Source organism: Roseinatronobacter domitianus, from assembly GCF_023336755.1.
GTDB lineage: Bacteria > Pseudomonadota > Alphaproteobacteria > Rhodobacterales > Rhodobacteraceae > Roseinatronobacter > Roseinatronobacter domitianus.
Genome location: NZ_JALZWP010000023.1, coordinates 13,538 through 30,981 on the forward strand (window position 1 = coordinate 13,538; position 17,444 = coordinate 30,981).

At 58.2% G+C, this 17,444-nt stretch carries 16 protein-coding genes and 2 pseudogenes; 8 read left to right on the plus strand and 10 right to left on the minus strand.

Annotated features, from left to right (window positions below; all coding sequences use genetic code 11):
- Nucleotides 1–178 precede the first annotated feature (178 nt).
- Nucleotides 179–412, minus strand: a pseudogene (locus tag M3N55_RS15285) (type II toxin-antitoxin system ParD family antitoxin); the annotation flags it as partial.
- Nucleotides 413–539: 127 nt separating this feature from the next.
- Between M3N55_RS15285 and M3N55_RS15290 the strand changes: the two are divergent.
- Nucleotides 540–1,424, plus strand: a complete 885-nt coding sequence (locus M3N55_RS15290; RefSeq protein ID WP_249060707.1) for a recombinase family protein — start codon at nucleotides 540–542, stop codon at nucleotides 1,422–1,424.
- 78 nt (nucleotides 1,425–1,502) lie between these two features.
- Here the strand turns inward: M3N55_RS15290 and M3N55_RS15295 are convergent, their stop codons facing one another.
- Nucleotides 1,503–1,898: a PIN domain-containing protein gene (locus tag M3N55_RS15295; protein WP_047998273.1), complete on the minus strand. Its 396-nt coding sequence runs from the start codon at nucleotides 1,896–1,898 to the stop codon at nucleotides 1,503–1,505.
- Entirely contained in the window at nucleotides 1,888–2,115 is a 228-nt protein-coding gene (locus M3N55_RS15300; protein ID WP_249060711.1) for an AbrB/MazE/SpoVT family DNA-binding domain-containing protein, read from the minus strand. The genes M3N55_RS15295 and M3N55_RS15300 overlap by 11 nt, the downstream gene beginning before the upstream one ends.
- 207 nt (nucleotides 2,116–2,322) lie before the next feature.
- Here M3N55_RS15300 and repA point away from each other — a divergent pair, with 207 nt between their 5' ends.
- The 4 genes and pseudogenes from repA to M3N55_RS15320 form a co-directional block, all read left to right on the plus strand.
- Nucleotides 2,323–3,516: a plasmid partitioning protein RepA gene (repA, locus tag M3N55_RS15305; RefSeq protein ID WP_009503867.1), complete on the plus strand. Its 1,194-nt coding sequence runs from the start codon at nucleotides 2,323–2,325 to the stop codon at nucleotides 3,514–3,516.
- Nucleotides 3,500–4,432 carry a plasmid partitioning protein RepB gene (repB, locus tag M3N55_RS15310; RefSeq protein ID WP_249060714.1) on the plus strand — a complete coding sequence of 311 codons (933 nt, stop codon included), beginning with the start codon at nucleotides 3,500–3,502 and terminating at the stop codon, nucleotides 4,430–4,432. Before repA ends, repB begins: the two co-directional genes overlap by 17 nt.
- Before the next feature lie 213 nt (nucleotides 4,433–4,645).
- Entirely contained in the window at nucleotides 4,646–5,860 is a 1,215-nt protein-coding gene (gene repC, locus M3N55_RS15315; protein WP_249060728.1) for a plasmid replication protein RepC, read from the plus strand.
- A gap of 169 nt (nucleotides 5,861–6,029) precedes the next feature.
- A pseudogene (locus M3N55_RS15320) lies at nucleotides 6,030–6,476 on the plus strand (ParB/RepB/Spo0J family partition protein); the annotation flags it as partial.
- 60 nt (nucleotides 6,477–6,536) lie between these two features.
- Here M3N55_RS15320 and M3N55_RS15325 read toward each other — a convergent pair.
- The 6 genes from M3N55_RS15325 to M3N55_RS15350 all read right to left on the minus strand — a co-directional run bounded on the left by M3N55_RS15325 (nucleotide 6,537) and on the right by M3N55_RS15350 (nucleotide 12,498).
- A complete protein-coding gene (locus M3N55_RS15325; RefSeq protein ID WP_249060715.1) occupies nucleotides 6,537–7,016 on the minus strand; it encodes a hypothetical protein in 480 nt (159 codons plus the stop codon).
- Nucleotides 7,013–7,606, minus strand: a complete 594-nt coding sequence (locus M3N55_RS15330; RefSeq protein WP_249060716.1) for a recombinase family protein — start codon at nucleotides 7,604–7,606, stop codon at nucleotides 7,013–7,015. Before M3N55_RS15330 ends, M3N55_RS15325 begins: the two co-directional genes overlap by 4 nt.
- 128 nt (nucleotides 7,607–7,734) lie before the next feature.
- Nucleotides 7,735–8,346, minus strand: a complete 612-nt coding sequence (locus M3N55_RS15335; RefSeq protein ID WP_249060717.1) for a plasmid pRiA4b ORF-3 family protein — start codon at nucleotides 8,344–8,346, stop codon at nucleotides 7,735–7,737.
- Nucleotides 8,347–8,354: 8 nt separating this feature from the next.
- Nucleotides 8,355–11,243 (minus strand): Tn3 family transposase, encoded by a 2,889-nt coding sequence (locus M3N55_RS15340; protein ID WP_249060718.1) that lies wholly within the window; start codon nucleotides 11,241–11,243, stop codon nucleotides 8,355–8,357.
- 74 nt (nucleotides 11,244–11,317) lie between these two features.
- Nucleotides 11,318–11,692 carry a hypothetical protein gene (locus tag M3N55_RS15345; RefSeq protein WP_249060719.1) on the minus strand — a complete coding sequence of 125 codons (375 nt, stop codon included), beginning with the start codon at nucleotides 11,690–11,692 and terminating at the stop codon, nucleotides 11,318–11,320.
- A 113-nt stretch (nucleotides 11,693–11,805) separates the two neighbouring features.
- A complete protein-coding gene (locus tag M3N55_RS15350) occupies nucleotides 11,806–12,498 on the minus strand; it encodes a hypothetical protein (protein ID WP_249060720.1) in 693 nt (230 codons plus the stop codon).
- 108 nt (nucleotides 12,499–12,606) lie between these two features.
- Here M3N55_RS15350 and M3N55_RS15355 point away from each other — a divergent pair, with 108 nt between their 5' ends.
- The 3 genes from M3N55_RS15355 (at nucleotide 12,607) to M3N55_RS15365 (ending at nucleotide 14,914) form a co-directional block, all read left to right on the plus strand.
- Nucleotides 12,607–13,014 carry a LexA family protein gene (locus M3N55_RS15355; RefSeq protein WP_249060721.1) on the plus strand — a complete coding sequence of 136 codons (408 nt, stop codon included), beginning with the start codon at nucleotides 12,607–12,609 and terminating at the stop codon, nucleotides 13,012–13,014.
- A gap of 109 nt (nucleotides 13,015–13,123) precedes the next feature.
- On the plus strand, nucleotides 13,124–13,666 hold the full coding sequence (locus M3N55_RS15360; RefSeq protein WP_283163998.1) for a DUF4113 domain-containing protein: 543 nt from the start codon (nucleotides 13,124–13,126) through the stop codon (nucleotides 13,664–13,666).
- 330 nt (nucleotides 13,667–13,996) lie between these two features.
- Nucleotides 13,997–14,914, plus strand: coding sequence for a COG3904 family protein (locus M3N55_RS15365; RefSeq protein WP_249060723.1), 918 nt, complete (start codon nucleotides 13,997–13,999; stop codon nucleotides 14,912–14,914).
- Nucleotides 14,915–15,342: 428 nt separating this feature from the next.
- Here the strand turns inward: M3N55_RS15365 and M3N55_RS15370 are convergent, their stop codons facing one another.
- Nucleotides 15,343–16,599 (minus strand): hypothetical protein, encoded by a 1,257-nt coding sequence (locus M3N55_RS15370; protein ID WP_249060725.1) that lies wholly within the window; start codon nucleotides 16,597–16,599, stop codon nucleotides 15,343–15,345.
- Between the last annotated feature and the right edge of the window lie 845 nt (nucleotides 16,600–17,444).

Consider the following 17,444-nt stretch of genomic DNA (forward strand, 5'->3'; position numbering starts at 1 on the left):
AGTAGCACCGAATTCAAGTTCAGGATCGCCCGATGGCGTTTGAACAGTCCCACTTCATAGACATCTGCCTGCATGAGACGGAATTTTGCTATCGGCCACCTGTGCAATCTCGACCAAATTGGCCTTTGCGCGGCGCGCCAGTCGAAGAGATCGGCTCATGAAGATGCGCGTGCTTGCCGAAGGCCCGCCGGATCGCGTCAACTTCGCTACGCTCGGCAAATTCACCAGCCCTGACTTGCGCCAACCCTTCCAGCAGCCCTTGGCGGATGCCCGCGATTTGCGCTTCTTCCTGTTCCAATAACCGTAGCCCCGCGCGCAGTGCTTCACTCACGTTTTGATAGCGTCCGGACGCGACCAAGGCCTGTACCAGTTGGTTCCGGGTTTCGGTCAGAATGACATTCCGTATCACCATGTGTCAGCTCTCCTTTGTCGGCAACATATGCCAATACAAGGCCTCTGCAAATGATGTGGACCTGTGCTTCGTCGTTTCCAAACAGTCGTTTAATGACGCTATATGAAACTGCAAAAATATTGTTTTGATGCCCCTGATCGGTTATGCCCGCGTATCTACCGAGGATCAGACCCCCCTGCCCCAGTCGCAGGCCCTGAAATCTGCGGGTTGCGCCGAAATCTATGAAGAGCACGCCTCAGGCAGCAATCGCGCGCGGCCGGTGCTTGGGCGAGTGTTGGAACGCATCGGCAAAGGCGACACGCTGGTCGTCGTGCGGATCGACCGCCTCGCGCGATCCCTGTCGCATCTGCTGGAGGTGATCGAGCGGCTGGAGGCCAAGGGTGCGTTCTTTCGCTCGATCCAAGATCCGATCGACACCGGATCCCCACAAGGCAAGTTCACGCTGCAGGTCTTGGGCGCTGCGGCCGAGTTCGAACGCGCCCTGATCCGGGAACGCACCAAGGCCGGCCTCGCCAGCGCCCGCACAAAGGGCCGCGTGGGCGGGAACCCTGGGCTGCGGGCCAAAGACCCTGCCGCTCTTCGTAAGTTGCAGTTGGCGCGACAGGACGGCTACATGGAGCGTCTGAACGAGACGGCACAAGATTGGGTGCTCCATGTGCGCCGGTTGCGCCCCGACTTGGCCTGGGAAGACGTGGTGCGCATCATCAACGGCCCCCTGCCCGAGGCGCGTCGCTGGACCCAAAGCCGTCTCTTGCGCGCTGTGAAGGCCTATGTCCGCGACGGCTTCCTGCCTACCGAGGTGCTGGCCCGCGCCGGGCGCCGCGAAACGGACGATCGCCTGCCCGCCATAGTTTCCGCGATCAAGGGCGCGGACCCCGACATCACGCTTCAGGCGATCTGCACCCGGCTGGAATCAATGCGCGAGCGCACGCCACGCGGGCGGACAAGCTGGCAGCCATCTTCGGTGAAAATGCTACTGGAGCGGGCTGAGAGGCTGGGGCTGCTTGAGTAGCCCAGAAACCCCGCAAATCATGCACGACATGGAAGGATTACAAGGCTAAGGCCAGCACCAGACTCAGAAGTTGTCCGCTCATGCAAAGGGGTTGACGATGCGAAGCTGGCCTTCGACCAGCAGGCCATCTTGCATGTCCTCGCTCCACAGCGTGGTACACCCCGCAACCAAAGCGCTGGCCACGATCATCGCGTCGTAGATCGAGAAGCCGTAGCGTTCCGCCAAAGCGCGGCCGACGTCATGGGTCTGCACGGTGAGATCCTCGACGGGACACAAGGCGCGCACGCCTTCGAGAAAGGCCGCTGCTTCCTCCCAACTGAGGCCAGCTTTGCGGCGGCAGTTCACCAGTGACTCGTTTAGAACCTGAACGCTGATCCGGGGCCCCTGCCCCAGGATGACCTCGGCGCGATCGGCCTTCGGGCCGTCGTCGAGCAGGTAAAGAACAACATTCGTGTCCGCGAACTCAGCGCTCATGCGCGTCGTCGCGGCTCAGACGTTCTGGTGCGGACAACTTGCCCCGGAAGCGGCGCAGGCCGGTCAGCACCTCATCCGCACGAGCAAGGCGACGGACTCTGACCCGACCGTTGTCCTTGACCAGGTCGATCTGATCACCCTCCTTGAGACCAAGCTCTCGGACGAGCTCCGCGGGCAAACGGACGGCCAGCGAGTTACCCCATTTTGCGACCTGCATCGTGACCTCCCATGTGGATATACGTCTTAAAATGTATATCCGAAGGGTTCCGAAGACAAGCCTGCCCAAACCCTAGCTACTCTTGTGCATGACGCAGCGACTGACACCAAATCTAGAAAGAGCTTGCACGAATCTGATAGCTCGGGCAATAGTCTCGATAAATAACGCGCGATCACATAAAAAACGCGCCCACGAATCGAGGCAGAGATGAGCGAAGCTGAGCAGGACTTGGACATTGCCATCGGGCACTACGCAGAGCTTCTTGCGTCCAATCTTCATGCGCAACGTGCTGCCCACTTCCCTCCCGACGCCAAAAAAGTCATGCGCAGCCTGACCAGCGGCGAGGCGGCCGAGTTGCTTGGCGTCGATCATACCTACCTTCGCAAGCTTCATCGAGAAGGAAAGATCGCTGACGTCGAAACCACTGCGGGCAGCCACCGGCGATATACCCTCGATGATATCTGGGAGATTCGCCACGCCCTTGAGGCAAACGCGAAGAAGCCTGGAACCTACGTTCCGGGGCGTCGTGCCGGTGACGAGCTTCAGATTGTTTCTGTTGTGAACTTCAAAGGCGGGAGTGGGAAAACGACAACATCCGCTCACCTTGCACAGCGCTTGGCTCTCAAGGGATATCGTGTCCTTGCGATCGATCTGGATCCCCAGGCATCCCTTTCAGCGCTGCATGGCATCCAGCCTGAGCTGGACCTGATGGAGGGTGGCACGCTGTATGATGCGGTTCGCTACGATGAACCGGTCCCGATCTCGGACGTGATCCGCAAGACCTACATCCGTGGTCTGGACCTGATTCCCGGGAACCTCGAGCTCATGGAATTCGAACATGAGACGCCGGCAGCCATCCAGCGTGGCGGCGCCCGCGCATTCTTTGCCCGTGTGCGTGACGCGCTCGACAGTGTCGAAGCGGACTATGACGTCGTCGTCATCGACTGTCCGCCGCAGCTTGGCTTTTTAACCATGTCCGCCCTTTCAGCATCTTCAGGGGTGCTTGTTACCGTTCACCCGCAAATGCTCGATCTGATGTCCATGTCGCAGTTTCTGCGAATGACCGCTGATCTGCTTGGCGTCATCCGGGATGCTGGCGCAAACCTTCGCTTCGACTGGCTGCGCTTTCTGCCGACTCGCTACAAGGTGGGTGATGCCCCGCAGACCGAGGTCATTGCTTTCATCCGGGGTCTGTTCGGCAGGTCAGTGCTGACCAACCACATGGTTGAGTCGACTGCGATCTCTGATGCAGGGCTGACGAAGCAGACGCTCTACGAGGCCGACAAGAAGGACTTCACGCGTCAGACTTTCGATCGTGCAATCGAATCTATGAACGCCGTCAACGACGAGATCGCGGCGATCATCCAGAACACGTGGGGACGCAATGGCAAGAAAGCCTAAACTGGGACTGCCACTGCAGACCCTGCGCAATGCGCCCGATGCTCTTGAGGGACGCAGGCTGCGCGGCGGCGTTTTCGAAATCGAGCCTGACCAAATCGAAACCACAGGTCGGCTCGATGACCGGCTGCAGATCGAGACTGAGGGCCTCAAGGCGTCAATTTCCAAGAACGGACAGCTAGTACCAATCCTCGTCCGGCCGCTTGAGGGTGATCGCTACAGCCTGATTTATGGCCGTCGTCGACTGGAAGCTTGCAGAGAACTTGGGATCAAGGTCCGCGCCATTGTCACAGAGATGGAGGGCGATCAGGCGCTTCGTGATCAGCTGTTAGAGAACCAGGAGCGGCGGGATCTAAGCTTCATCGAACGTGCGCTTGTTGCCGCAGCCTTGCTCGACGGTGACCATTTGAGCGCATCCGAACGCACTAACAAGGGTGTCGCCGAGGTTCTCAATCTGACCGAGGCAGGAGTGTCGCAGCTGTTAAGCGTGGTCCGCACCGTTGGGGAGGACCTGGTCCTCGCCATCGGTGCCGCTCCGGGCATTGGTCGGCCCAGGTGGGAAGAGCTCAAGAAGTTGCTGGGGGCTACGGATGCCGATCGCGAACTGCTTGCAGCTTTGGCCGGTGAGGCCAAGACATCCTATCAGGGTGGTATTGACGAGAAATCCGATCATGCATTTTTGGCCGTCCTCGCCGCTGCAGGGAAGCCCGAACAGACCACATTCTCGTCTCGCCCTCGCGGGCGGCCCGGCACGGTGATTCCGGGGGTCGGTGCCGCCACTGTCACGACCGGACGTCGTGGAAAGCAACTCAAGCTCGAGTTGAAGGCCGAGGAGAGCGATTTTGTCAGCTGGCTTGAGGGCAACGCCCCGCAGCTGATCGCCGAGCTTCACGAGCGCTGGAAGCGTTCGGAAGACTGAGGAAGAGTAACAATCAAAAAGGAGGCACGAGACAGGCAGAAAAGAAAAAGGCCCCGAGAAGCAAGCTTCACGAGACCTTTCTTAGGTTTCGCACGGGACCAGCCCGCTACAAAACTTCAGTTTTCGCACCTCTGAATGTAGCGATCTGGCCCCTTTCCCGCAAGCGCAAAGCGATTCGCGGGCTAGGGAAATTTTGCCTTCGTGAATGACATCATGGATTACACACCGATTTCGCCGTTTATGCGGCCGATCTCGCACGCCCATCTGCGCGTGGTCGAGCGTCCTGAGGCGTCTGTTCCAGGCAAGCCCGTCAACAAGTGGGAGCTCCTCCGCGAGCTGTCCAAGGCGCAGGCAGCCTTTGGGGTTTCCGAGCGCGATCTGACCGTTCTTCAGGGACTTCTCAGCTTCTTTCCGGACGATGCGCTTGGCGGGAACACCGAAATGGTCGTCTTCCCATCCAACAAGGCGATCTGCGAGAGGCTGAACGGTATGCCTTGCTCGACGATGCGCCGTCACCTCGCCCGGTTGGTAGACGCAGGCTTGCTCATGCGGCGCGATAGCCCCAATGGGAAGCGGTATGTGCGCAAGCGTGGCGAAGATCGCGCGGCCTTCGGCTTTGATCTCTCCCCGCTCTATTGCCGGGCAGAGGAGATTGCACGGGCCGCAGAGTCTGTTCGTGAGGCTGAGGACCGTGTGCGGCGACTGAGGGAGGTGGTGAGCCTCATGCGTCGCGACCTAGCCGCCCTAGCGGAGTTCGGAGAGGAGATCCAGCCCGGGCTTGGCCTATGGGACCAGCTCCGCGACGCGGCCGCCCTCACAGCCCGCGCTCTTCGCCGCAAGCTTTCGCTTGAGGATCTGTCGGCATTTCGGACTAAACTGGAGACCCTTCTTGACCAGGCGCGTAATGTCATTGACGGTCCTGAAACAGAAGAAATGAACACCAATGATGCCCATTTTGAGCGTCACCATCATAATTCAAATAAAGAATCTATAGGTTTTGAACCTGCCTTAGAGAAAGGCGCGGCGACGGCAGGCAGCGCGCTTGATGTTGATACGGGTGAGCCTGTGGCTGACGTTGAAGAGCCTGAGACGAGGCGGGCGCCGAAAATCCCACTTCACCTGGTGATTGCCAGCTGTCCTTCGCTCAAGACTTTCTATCAGGGCGACGTTCGACATTGGCACCAGCTTTTCGACGCTGCTTGTCATGTACGGCCGGCCATGGGGATCAGTGTTTCCGCTTGGGAAGAAGCGCAGCGCTGTATGGGACCAGAGCAAGCCTCGATCGTCGTCGTGGCCATGCTGGAACGTTTTTCCGACATCAGATCACCGGGTGGATACTTGCGGGCGCTGACGTCCAAGGCTGCGGCGGGCGAGTTTTCCTGCGGGCCGATGGTCATGGCGCTGATCGGACGGCGAAGTGCGGCTTAACAGCTGTTAAGTTTCGACGTCGTCGGTGCTCAGTTGGCCTGACTTAACAGCTGTTAAGTCGCCTCTTGGCAACCATCCGATCATCGAGAGGGAAAGGAGTGTTGTTTTGAGGGTGACGGGAAGTGAGATCGGGAGAGTGGCTTCCGGCGCCCGTCGTGGAGAAGATCTGATGACCAAAGCTGTCCAGAAAATCACCCTGTCCCCGTCCCGGGATATCCCTTTCGACAAGTTGGCGCTGAGCCAGTGCAATGTGCGGCGCATCAAGGCTGGCGTGTCCGTCGAGGAACTGGCTGAAGACATCGCCCGCCGCGGCCTCTTGCAGAGCCTAAGCGTGCGGCCCGTGTTGGACGATGATGGGACCGAGACTGGCAAGTTCGAGATCCCGGCCGGTGGACGGCGGTTCCAGGCATTGTCCCTGCTGGTGAAGCAGAAGCGTTTGGCAAAGATCACGCCCATCCCCTGCATCGTCCGCGATGCTGCGTCCGACATCCTGGCCGAGGACGATTCCTTGGCCGAGGACATGCAGCGCGTCGCCCTGCACCCGCTCGATCAGTTCCGCGCGTTTGTGGCGCTGCGGGACAAGGGTCAGACTGATGCGGAAATTGCTGCCGCCTTCTTGGCCTAGCTGGCCCGAAGCTGCATATTTGGGCTTTTGAGAGAACAAAGCCCGTACATTTCATTGGTCTGACCGCTGCAGATACAAAGCGACGTTCTCGGCTGGCATCTTGAAGCCTCGACCGTCGGAGACTCGTTCAGTGCTGATAGGGTATTTTGGTCTGTTAGGGTTGATCCCAACGATCCGGTGAAGGTCTCCACCGGTTTTAAACGTTCGGCGATAATCAGATGGCTCCAGCCCAAAATGCGGTGCGAGCACTTCGAACATGGCTTTGTCCGGCGAGTAGATCGCGCCGTCTTCCATCGGAATGCCGACGCGGAAGCCGATGTTGAAGCTATGACGCAGATCGATATCGCTCAGTTCGCCGCCTTCGACCGTCAACCCATGCGTTTCCGCTACGGCGAGGCAGGCCTTCATCATGTCTCGGCGCAGGCGATCGCACAGCTCTGGCGTCAGATTGCGCGGCGGGGAGACTTTGGAACTTGTCTGGACCGACGTTTTTTTCGCGGGGGCTTTTGGCTTGCGGGCGTTCTTTTTCATGACGCAGCCGCCCCGTTGCTATTGTGGTCCAAGGTCATTTGGGCCTTTGCTTTATAGACTGTTCCGCGCGAGATCCCCATCTCGCGCGCGATTGCGGTGGGCGAGCAGCCCTCGATCAGCTTCGCCTGAATGGCCTCGAGATCGATTTTGGGTTTGCGCCCGCGATAGGCACCGCGCTCCTTTGCTGAGGCAATGCCTTCGGCTTGGCGTTCCCGGCGCAGGTTAGTTTCGAACTCAGCGAAAACGCCAAGCATATCGAAAAAGGCTTTTCCGGTTGCCGTGGATGTATCAACAGGCTGCTCGGTTGCCGCCAGATGCGCGCCCTTGGATTTCAGATGGGTGACGATAGCCTGCAGATCACTGAGACTGCGGGCCAGCCGGTCAATGCGCGTGACCACCAGCGTTTCTCCTGGATGGATGAAATCGAGGATCGTCTTGAGCTCGGGTCGTCCCTCTAGGCTGGTCCCGCTCTTTTGCTCGGTGCGGACCATGCCACACCCGGCTGCTTTCAAGGCGGCAATCTGCGCATCGAGGTTCTGATCGGTGGTCGAGGTGCGCGCATAGCCGATTTTGGCCTGATATGTGTTCATTTTGAGTGTGCCCCTGGCAATATCTGTTTGTTATCTCGAAACAGACCCAAAATGAACATGTATTCTGGCGGTTTTTGTGTTCATGTGCGGTGTCGCCATGGGTATACCCTTAATGACGCAGATAAAGGCTAATCCATCCAAAAATTCCGCTCCCGCTTCTTCTGGGTCTGCAACTTCGAGAACCGTTCACTGACCGCATCGGCATGAATGTCGTCATGAGCCCAGTCAACGTATCCGGCTTCCTTCGCCCAATCATGTTCTGGGTGGCTTGAGTCCTCGCGCGCCTCCTTGAATGCCTCGTACATCGGTGGGCCTCCGATATCCTCTGGCGGGGTCGCCCATTGACCTCCGACAAAACGCGGTAAGGGCTCGTTCGGCTCAACGGGACGCTTCGAGATCAACTCAACCCGGTGCATCCAGTCATCACCAAAGTCATAGGTATAAATGACCGGCGGCACCTTGGCGTTGAGGAAAAAGTCGAGCTTCTTCGTGGTGACCTCCATCACCGGCGGGCCGAACATCGGCTCGATCCAGAAGTCCTCGTTTTTCATCTGGTATTTACGGTCACCAATCTCGAAATCCCACAGGTGCATATCGTACCACAGGAAAGCCGCCTGAATGGCATCGTGCAAGTGTGGGAGGGTCTTGTCCGACCTGATCTCGATCTCCCGCCACGGGGCGGGATCGACATCTTCAAGGGTGACTTTCAGTCGTAGGACCTGGGGTTCTTTCTTAGCCATGAGCGCCTCTATGCGGCCAAGGGTCCAAAATCGATCCGCTTATCCAGATCGACCTCGAAGCGGCCATAAGGGTTGATGTGTAGATAAATGAGCGGTGACAGGCCGCGATAGTCCTCTGGGGACAAGCGTGCGACCACATTGGGGTTACGCAGGACGGATTGCACCATTCGCGTGTTCACGTAGACCAATGACGACTGTAACAGGTGCAGCGCATGCGCGGCGGTTTCCTGGTCCCGCACACGGTTGGTTGCGATTTCGCCGCCCTTGCCGAAGAACACGAAGCTGTTGGCGCTGTTCCAGTTTTCCACGACGTTCAGCCCTTCGTGAATTTCCCGGCGGAACGCCTCGGACCGAAGGTATCGGCACAGGAATATCGTCTTAATGGCGCGGCCAAGCTCGGCGAGCGCCTTGTAGGTGGGGTGCATCACATCCGATCGCGCAAACCGGCGCAGGATGGCCTCCGGGTCAGCCGTTCCATGCCGCATGGCGGCTGCGTATTTGACCATTTCATCATACTGGCGTTCGATCTCTCCCCAATCGATCACGCCTGACAGAATTGGCAACAGATTAGGCAGTTGCCCTCGCATACCCGCACTCGGAAGGGCGAGTTTTTGGCGCGCGATAGCTTTGAGACGTGGCGCAAGCTCAAATCCCAGAAGATGGCAAAAAGCAAAGCCGACAGCGCTTTGTCCGTGGCTGTCTACATACTGCCGCTGGATTTCCATGTCAGTGCAGTGCCGCAAGACGCCCTCAATCATGGCGGCCACTTCGGAAGACGAACAGCGTTTCAGCTGCGAATAAATGCAAGTTGCCTGCCGCTCGACATGCCAGTAAATCATGACGCCGCGTCCACCATAGCGCGCATGCCATTCCGTCATCAGGTTGCGATCCCACGCTCCGAACTTGGTGGAATCCCCGGCACAGGTCGTGCCCGGCGCACCCCAAACTTCCGGGTTGCGGATTTCCAGCGTCGCATTGGCAACCTGCGCACACGCCGCCTTGAGGGAGGCAGGGTCAATATAGCGCCGCCGGATATGCAAGAGTTCGTCATAACTGACATCGGGAGAACCGGCGGCCACGCGTTTCAAGCCCGCGTTGGTTCCCAAGCCGTAAAGGCAGAGCAGCAAGCGTTGATCTCGCACGACAGCTGGCAAAGCCTCCCGGCTGGCCGAGGTCTGAAAGTTGTTCAGAAACCCTGTGTTGAGGGCGGTTTCCTTGAGAACATCCAAAAGCCCGGTCATCGGCCAAGCCCGGGCAACCTCGGCTTTTAGCGTCGCCAGACCAGCCGGCTCTGGAGCCGGCGCCAGCGGCGTTACGGAAATCCGGTTCTCCCCGCCCCACCGCAGGCGCACTTTGTCATTGTCAGGCAAGGTTGCATTCAGCAGGTGAAGCTCCTGTTCCAGGTCCGCCTTAACGCCCGCGACAAAGCTCTGCGCGTCGCGTGACAGCCCCAGATCGGCATAGTAGGCGTCTCGGCGCGCAGCAAAGTCGCCCGGCAGATCATCATCCGGATTGCGGTACCGGTCCGCGCCCTCAATCCAGATTTCTTTGGCACGGATGCGTTCCCGCAGTTGCGTCAGCACACAGAGCTCAAAGGACACAACATTGACCCGGCCGTTCTCGTCAATGACTGTGTTGCGCCATTTCCCGGGGATAATCCCTGCTGGAGTATCATCTTCAGAAACCACCCGGCGAGCAGCTTCCGCAAACCGGGTAATCTGATCCAAGGCGGATAATATCGGATGCCACATTGCGTTATTCGAGCGAAATCGCAAAGCCCGGAGCAACGGTGGCAACATGCGGCGGTAGTGGCTGGCATATGAGTTGCGCATGGTTTGTTGGATGCGCGTGTCCAAGGTACCCTTGGCGCGATGTTCGTCAACGACTGCCCGGAGCTTACCCGCTCCAGCGATAGGGAAGATAACGTCTTCAATCCGGCCCTCGGGATGATCCAACGCGGCCATGGCGATCTCGACAAGCAACCGTTCCTTGCCGTGAACCGCGCCTATATCGGCCGCGATGCCCTGAATGACCTTGCGGCGCGATCGTGTTCCCAGACGATGAACCACCTCCAACAGCAAATCAATGAGGCCGTCGATCAGCTGCGAGCGGCGATGTATCAGGTAGACCGCAAGAAGTCCGAGGCGCTTCTCGGGGGCATGACGGCGCATTTCCGAGGCGGTTTCACCTTCTACCTGACGCGCAAGCCGCGCAATCCATCCCCGCTCAACCCTATCAAGAACAGCAATTGGTAGATCGAGGCCATCGACAAAGGACACCTTCCTAGCTGCCAGCAACACGCTTTCCAGCGTTGCCGCGCCCACATCATCCTTCAGTCGCTGAAACCCCGTATCGGCCAAAGGCTCTGAGAGCGCCCATTCCAGTTGCTCAATGGTTTCGGCGTGGAGCAGCGCACCTACACGCATCAGAAAACCATCGCGAAAATCCCGGCGGGCAGCGCGGGCAAGGCGTTCCATGATCTTGTCTGACGGGATAAAAACGCCCAGCTGCCGCGCCTGGTCAAAACCACGTTCGATCCAGTCTGCCAAGGTCAGGTCCTGCCCACCAAGCTGCTCAATCATCCAGGCCTGGAGATTGGCGCGGTCACGATCAGAAGCTCGACGAAATCCAAGAAAATCGAGAATGCCCGCACGTTGCCGTCGCGCGGTATCACTGGAAAATGAGTAGGAAAGATCGTCTGTCGCCCCAATCTGATCCTCAACGTACGCGATCACATCAGGGTCAAGATCACTGCGGTCGGCAGGAAACCTTGCATGTTGGCGAAAAAAGAGGAGCTGGCATGCAATCGCTACCCGAGACTTCGCCCCGAACCGATTGAGAAATTCAAAATCAGAATACGAAAGCCCCCACACCGAGGCAAATGCTTGCTCTGTCATGACACCTCCAGACGCAAGCATCATCCAACATCAGCTCTGACCGTCAATCAGCCTTTTGTTCTCAACATGTTCTCTCAAAAGCCCAAATATGCAGCTTCGGGCCAGCCAGGCCATTCCGCTAGATTACCGTTAGTAACTCCTATAACAAAAATATCACGTTTACTTACCAAGTCCATGAAAAACTTGTCAAAGGCGTCGACGAATTCAGAGATCTGACCATCCATTCCGAGTTCTGACGCCCAGACCTGAAGCTGACGAAAATCCTCATCGTGAAACTCGTGCGTTCCGACCCGGTGGAGGATCGACTCCTGCTGGTTAATCAAGCTGTACATCGGGATCAGCGCGTCTGATGCCGCCCTCCGGATCAGCTTGTTTCCCTCGCGACCATGCGACACCAGACCGGTGTTCCATAACGGAACAAGGCTTTTTCCACTCGTATCGTCAGACATGGGAACCCCCCAGAAAATTGGGCAGGGCCCATACGGCGGATAAAAGGGACGATCGAGCTGATCCTGACCAAGGAGCGATCACGATAACAGAGGCCGTAATACGCCGATATTTCTCAGCCGAATGCGTCATATATTCCTCCAGGTGCGCCTTGATCACGGACAAGCGGAGTGTTCCGCGCCTCGGGCAGCTCTTCTACCGTAAGACCGGTTTTTACGATTGGAAACCCTCCGGCGAGCTGTCGGAAATGCCGCCGCATGTCAGGCTCGCTGTCCCAATCAGCTGCGGACAGCAAGATGAGGATGATGATCACGAGCAATGCGATCACCCACCCCAGCCGATTGGTGATCTGGTTAGAGGAACCGACGTCCGGGCCAACACCAACGGTGTTGCGCGCCTCTTGTATGGGCCAGTCTCGGCCCTGTGAGATTGTTTGGGTGCGCGCGAGAGTAACCTCTAGGCTTTCAATACGCGCAGGAGCAGATACCCAGGGGTCTACGTCGCGCCGCAGCATTCCGTATTCCGGGGCACCGTCTCGATACCCCGCATCAAACTCGTATCTGCTGCCGTATAATGCAGACGTGACCGTCAGCACCACGTCCTGCACGTCTTCTGACCGCGTTTCAACGAGAGCGAATGCCCTCTGAAACGCGTCTTCGCCCATACGGATGCGAAGGAGCCTGGGCCCCTTCACTTGTCGTATAAGCGAAGAGGTTGGCGAGAACTCCCCCTCTACTGTTTCGTCGTCCAAAGCGGACCACCGGATATCGCTGTAAGTGCTCAGGAATGGATCGAAAGTATCTTTCACGGGACGCTCCGGGATCGTTTTGCATGAAGGAGGGGTCGCCCTGATGTTCAGGGCGACCATGTCAGTTGGCGTTTCTGGTTGAGCGGACTATGCTAGAGTAGGGGAGAGGTGAAACGAACGCTTGCGCCGTTCTGCCTCGCGGCGCTGACGCCGCCGCCGACAACGCGGATCGCGCCGTGGATCTGTTCGCAGGTTCGGGATCGTCTTGTGAAAGATGGTGATGACAGTCCGGCCTTCAGCCACCACGGTGGCACCCCGCAGGACTGCCTGTGGGACGCGGGGATCAGGGACGGGGACCTGATCGCGGTGGACCGGGCCGGCAAGCGGCGGGTCGGCCGCGCAGTGCTCGCCGTCGTCGACGGGGCTGTGACCGCGAAGATCCTGCGCAAGCGGGACGGGCGCTACTACCTGGCCCCCGCGAACAGTCAGGGCGGGTACCCGGAGATCGCCCTCACGCCGGAGAGCGATATCTGGGGCGTAATCGCCGGGGTCGTGCGCCGGTACGACCTGGCGTGAGCCGGCCAATCGCGATCAGCGACAGCGCCAACTTCTACGTCAGCGCGGAGCGGATCTTTAACCCGAGCCCTGCATACCGCTCGACGAGGCGCCGCCGCCCCGTAAGGGGATGGCCGTGACCCGATCCGCAGGCGCGCCGATGCGGGACATGAAGACGGTGGTCAGCGCGCTGGCCGCGCATGCGACCCGGGCGTCCGAGAAGCTGCGCCAGCACGGGCTGGTCGCGGGGACCATGACGGTGTTCTTCCACACCAGCCGGTTCAGCGCTGGAAAGCCGCAGCATGTCGCGTCCCGGACCGTAAAGCTCACCCCGATGACCTCGGACGCGCGAGACCTGGTCCGAGCGGTCCGGGCCTGCGTGGAGGCGTCCTGGCCGCAGCAGGGCGGCCCGTACGCATTCGCGAAGTCCGGCGTCATGCTAGATGATCTGGTCCCCGAGGCGGAGCGGCCCCGCACTCTGTTTGACATGGCGGATGAGGGGAGAGGTCGGTCTCCTGCAGTGATGGCAGCGCTGGACGCGGTCAACGCCCGGTTCGGGAAGAAGACGATGGTGCTCGGCGCGGAAGGGACTAAGCGGGCCTGGGCGATGCGCGCCGAGCACCGCAGCCCCCGCTACACGACCCGGATCTCGGACCTGCCTGTGGTCCGATGAGTGACGCGCCGATGCCCGCCAAAAACACCGTTTTCGTCCCGCATGTTCTGACCAGGGGTTTTTGTCCGAAGCGGCCGTTCGTACAATTTGCGGCGAACGGCGACGTTGAGCCTAAAGTTGACTGATGATGCACGATGAACGAATGTCCGCATAGCAAACCTCGGTGCAGGGAGCCGCAAACATCAGGACCCTGAATGAATCACTAATTTGGATCGCCACATTAGTCGCCCGCTCATCTGAATGGGCAGTCCGTAAATAATTTGCGGCTTTGCTGGCATGCCACCTAAACTAATTTCTTAGTCAAGAGACTATCTTTTGCGGGGAAGACACGTGGATAACGTAGCCAAGAATTTTTTCTTAGAAAGTCTGTGCTTTGCTCTGTTACTCGTTGGACCAGCATTAGCGAGCGCAGACGAAGGTGTGTCTGTCGAAGAGGAATTTTTAAGAATCGATGGCGAGATCACCATGCGCACCGCGGTCGAGTTCGATCGTGCGCTTTCGAGCAAAACCGATCAAGTTTGGGTGCAACTCAACAGTCCTGGAGGATCCGTCTATTCCTCTCTTCTTATCGCACGTCGCCTCCACGAAGCTAAACTATCCACTCGTATACTTCGGGATGACTTATGTGCTTCCGCCTGCGCTCTGATTTTTGCGGCTGGAAATGAGCGTGTCGCGACTGGCCGACTCGGCGTCCATCAAATGAGTATGGATCAAGATAGCAACGAGGCAATTCAGTTCGCTATGGGTGATGTTATAGAGGAGCTTTATGCTTTTGACGTGCCCAGCAAATTTGTAACTTCAATGCTACGTACTCCAAAAGAGACGATGTACTGGTTTGACGAAACCGAAATCCGTGAAATGAGGTTCTATTTTGCAGCAAACCGAAGGGAATTACCCGAACCGGACCCACATTTCAAGGAACCAGACCTACCTAGCGGGCTTAATTATATTAACAAAGGAATCCTCCTGATCGAAGCTTACTTTGACCAAGTGCCGGAACGAGAGCTATTCAGCACTCAAGCCACGCTGTCCGCATGGTCTGAGGGGTACTCTCTCGACCTGGACGGGCAATGGGGTCCTCAAACCGAAAACGTGTTTCGAGAGGTTTTCGATATGTATACAGCAATTGGTGGCAGCAGTTCCGGTTGGGGTGTGAACTCGGTTGCAGATGTTCCTAGATTTCTGAATTGGATCAATGATGCGGCTTATGCTAACAACAATACTGATCGAGTGGAATTCCCCGATTGAAGATTGAAGGTTTGCACCTAGTCTGATATTGGAGGTGTCAGTAAAGTCGCTTGTTAAAAGCGATTGATATTTCTTGTGTGGTTCTTGCGGACGTAAGGTGCAAGTCGAGATTCCCGTCGAAAACAGACGTTGGGGCAATGATAGCGAAATGTCACTTTGTCCGCTCTGCGGACCTTCACCCTTAAAAAATGCCGCGCGACGCACGAATGGCCGGTTCAGTAAAGCCGCACCGCAGCGCTCGACCACGGGACGAAGGTCGGGTCTGGGCCGGAAGCGAATTAGGTAATCCAGCGTGTTGAACGGCAACCGTTGGCGGCTTCCTATGTGGCGGCTTGGAATTTATGCGCAAGGTTAATTCAGCAAATCGCGTAGGAAACCGTTTGCGCAGCAGGCAGGCCAGATCAGGGCAGGTCACCCTGCGAGGTGCGCTACTGCTGGACGGCGCTGATAATTCCGGAAGTTGAGACCCGTCTGGACGCCCGGCCTTTCGGCCAGCACCACGACATGCTTTGCACATAGGAAACCGCTCGGCACTGATCGGATTCCAGGCAAATCTGCTTGCAGCGCGCGAAGCTGATACCGCGAAAGCCCTCCGTGGTCAGGTCGTTGCCTGGGAGGTCGGTCCCAGGAAGATCCACCATTGCCCCGCGCGCGGCTGGCGGGGGCGACGGCGTGTAGGTGCAACCGCGCATGAGTTCTGCCAGGCGTTCGTCGCGTATGGCCTGTTCGAAGCCGAAGTAGATGTCGCCGCTGGGCGCGACGACGCGCGCCCCAATGCTGCGCGCCGTGGCTGTGGCGACGGCCAGCCGGGGCGGGATTTCGAAGACCATGCGACCGCGCATGTTGCTGCGCTCAAGGACATCCCATTTCTCGATCGCGTGCCATACACCGTCGATGGCAAGCTCGAATGTCTCGTAGGCAGCCAGGGCGGGTTCGTGAAGGTCGGCGACGCCGGCTGCACCCGTCTCGGTGCAGAGAAGAGTAAGGAAGCTGTCGCCCGTGATGGCGATCTGGGTGAGGCGCAGCGCGAGATCGCCGTTGATGTTGATGTATTCCGTGCGCTCGTCATAGACATCGTTCGTGACCACGCGCCAGGCTTCTAGGTCGCGGCGCGAGACCCACAAGATTTCGTCATGCTCGATAACGGAGATTGCCTCGAAAAATTCCGGCTCGGCGCGATGGGTGCGGATGTATTCTGAAAGGATGCCAGACAGGGTTTGGCCGAGCGCGGCTCCGGCCTGGCCATCGAGGTCGGTGTCGTAGAGGCCAAACTGGTGAATGCCGATGCGGGCGCCGTCCGGAAGGTAGCGGTAATCTGCCGCCAAGTAAGCATAGACGCAGGCGCTGGCGCAGACCGCGCTCGGCATGTCCTGCGACCCCACTTGGGCGGAGACTATTGCCGGGATCTCGGCTATATAGGCCCCAATCTCAAGGCTCTCGATCAGGGAGCCACCCGGGCTGTCGAACATGAAGAGGACATCGCGCACGTCCGAGGTGTCGGCAGCATCGATCGCCGCCTTTAGCTTTTCCGTATCTCCTGGTAAAATTTCCCCGCTGGCTTTGATGTGTAGGGTGGGCTCTCGAATTGGCCACAGATCAATGCGCTCTACGGAAAATTCCATGGCCGCGAGGCTGGCCGGCAATACGGAGAGAAATAAAACGAAGCTTATAGTCGAAAAGTGCAAGAGTCCCTCCAGGAGAAAAGCTCGGGCCACAACGACCAGTCTGCCCCGACCGACCGGTTCAAATTGTGAGGTAACGCATTTCCGGCCGAAGGTCGACGATCGCATGGGCCCCCGGCGTTGGCGCAAATACCACGTTACGATGTTAGCAATGGCTGTGTCTGCACTTCGCAACGTTTAGGGTAAAATAAGGTGCATATCTTCGGTTAATGACGCCACCAAATCGTCGCAGTCAGCCTTGTGCCTTGGGGCATCCGCGGCCAAAGCTCAAGTTGCCCCCGTTTTATGGGTTCAATTGGCTTTAGATGGTGCGAGCGCAGCGAATGGCATTAACGCGGGCTGCGAACGCAACATCTTGACCCGCTGACCAACGGCAGGAGTGGGCCGAAAGCAACGGTGGCCATGCCGTGCAAAAAGCAACTCCTGCAACTGCCTAGACAGACCGGTGGTATTTCCTCCAGAGCCTCGATGTGGCCAAGGATGCGCATAATGCCAAGCAGACTGGCCCGCGGCTCACGGCAGGGACGCACGACCGATCGAAAGATGGCTTGAGCAAGCATGCCGACTTTGTCCATGCCAATTTCGCGGGCGACAACTTCCGGCAGCGAAGGCAGAGTGGCTGCACCCTAAGGCGGTGAAAACCTGGCCGCATCAAAGCACATGAAAACAATGCCTTAATCGGGGCTGGCAGAAAATACCCCGAAAGTGGCACGCCAAAACACGCGCTTTGGCAAAGATGCTCCCGCCGGAACAGGACGGGGCGAAATCCTGCGGTAACGTGTCCAGAGGGATTTGAACCCCCGACCTATCCGTTATGAGGGGACAGCTCTAACCGCTGAGCTACAAGC

Coding starts and splice junctions, on each gene's coding strand:
- M3N55_RS15290 (WP_249060707.1), top strand. CDS start 540: ATGCCCCTGATCGGTTATGCCCGCGTATCTACCGAGGATCAGACCCCC.
- M3N55_RS15295 (WP_047998273.1), bottom strand. CDS start 1,898: ATGAGCGCTGAGTTCGCGGACACGAATGTTGTTCTTTACCTGCTCGAC.
- M3N55_RS15300 (WP_249060711.1), bottom strand. CDS start 2,115: ATGCAGGTCGCAAAATGGGGTAACTCGCTGGCCGTCCGTTTGCCCGCG.
- repA (WP_009503867.1), top strand. CDS start 2,323: ATGAGCGAAGCTGAGCAGGACTTGGACATTGCCATCGGGCACTACGCA.
- repB (WP_249060714.1), top strand. CDS start 3,500: ATGGCAAGAAAGCCTAAACTGGGACTGCCACTGCAGACCCTGCGCAAT.
- repC (WP_249060728.1), top strand. CDS start 4,646: ATGGATTACACACCGATTTCGCCGTTTATGCGGCCGATCTCGCACGCC.
- M3N55_RS15325 (WP_249060715.1), bottom strand. CDS start 7,016: ATGAAAAAGAACGCCCGCAAGCCAAAAGCCCCCGCGAAAAAAACGTCG.
- M3N55_RS15330 (WP_249060716.1), bottom strand. CDS start 7,606: ATGAACACATATCAGGCCAAAATCGGCTATGCGCGCACCTCGACCACC.
- M3N55_RS15335 (WP_249060717.1), bottom strand. CDS start 8,346: ATGGCTAAGAAAGAACCCCAGGTCCTACGACTGAAAGTCACCCTTGAA.
- M3N55_RS15340 (WP_249060718.1), bottom strand. CDS start 11,243: ATGACAGAGCAAGCATTTGCCTCGGTGTGGGGGCTTTCGTATTCTGAT.
- M3N55_RS15345 (WP_249060719.1), bottom strand. CDS start 11,692: ATGTCTGACGATACGAGTGGAAAAAGCCTTGTTCCGTTATGGAACACC.
- M3N55_RS15360 (WP_283163998.1), top strand. CDS start 13,124: ATGGCCGTGACCCGATCCGCAGGCGCGCCGATGCGGGACATGAAGACG.